Origin of the sequence: Amycolatopsis vancoresmycina, from assembly GCF_000716785.1 — a bacterium.
GTDB classification, from domain to species: Bacteria; Actinomycetota; Actinomycetes; order Mycobacteriales; family Pseudonocardiaceae; genus Amycolatopsis; species Amycolatopsis vancoresmycina.
Genome location: NZ_JNYY01000066.1, coordinates 1 through 326 on the forward strand (window position 1 = coordinate 1; position 326 = coordinate 326).

The following is a 326-nucleotide window of genomic DNA, read 5'->3' on the forward strand; positions in this document are numbered from 1 at the left end:
CCGCTATCGGTCTTCAGGAAGTATTTAGGCTTACCGGGTGGTCCCGGCAGATTCACAGCAAATTCCACGAGCTCGCTGCTACTCGGGAACACCACCAAGGCCATTGAAACTGGTTTTCGCGTACGGGGCTCTCACCCACTCCGGCCCGCCATCCCAAGCGGTTCCACTAACCAGCACAACAACCCGAGAACCTGTCAGAATCCTCAAGGCGGGTCCCACAACACCGTCTGCACAACGCCTGACAGCTTGACATACAAACGGTTTAGCCTCTTCCGCTTTCGCTCGCCACTACTCACGGAATCACGGTTGTTTTCTCTTCCTGCGGG

1 rRNA gene is annotated in these 326 nt (G+C 56.4%); it reads right to left on the minus strand.

Annotated features, from left to right (window positions below):
- Positions 1-326, minus strand: a 23S ribosomal RNA gene (locus tag OO60_RS44340); the annotation flags it as partial.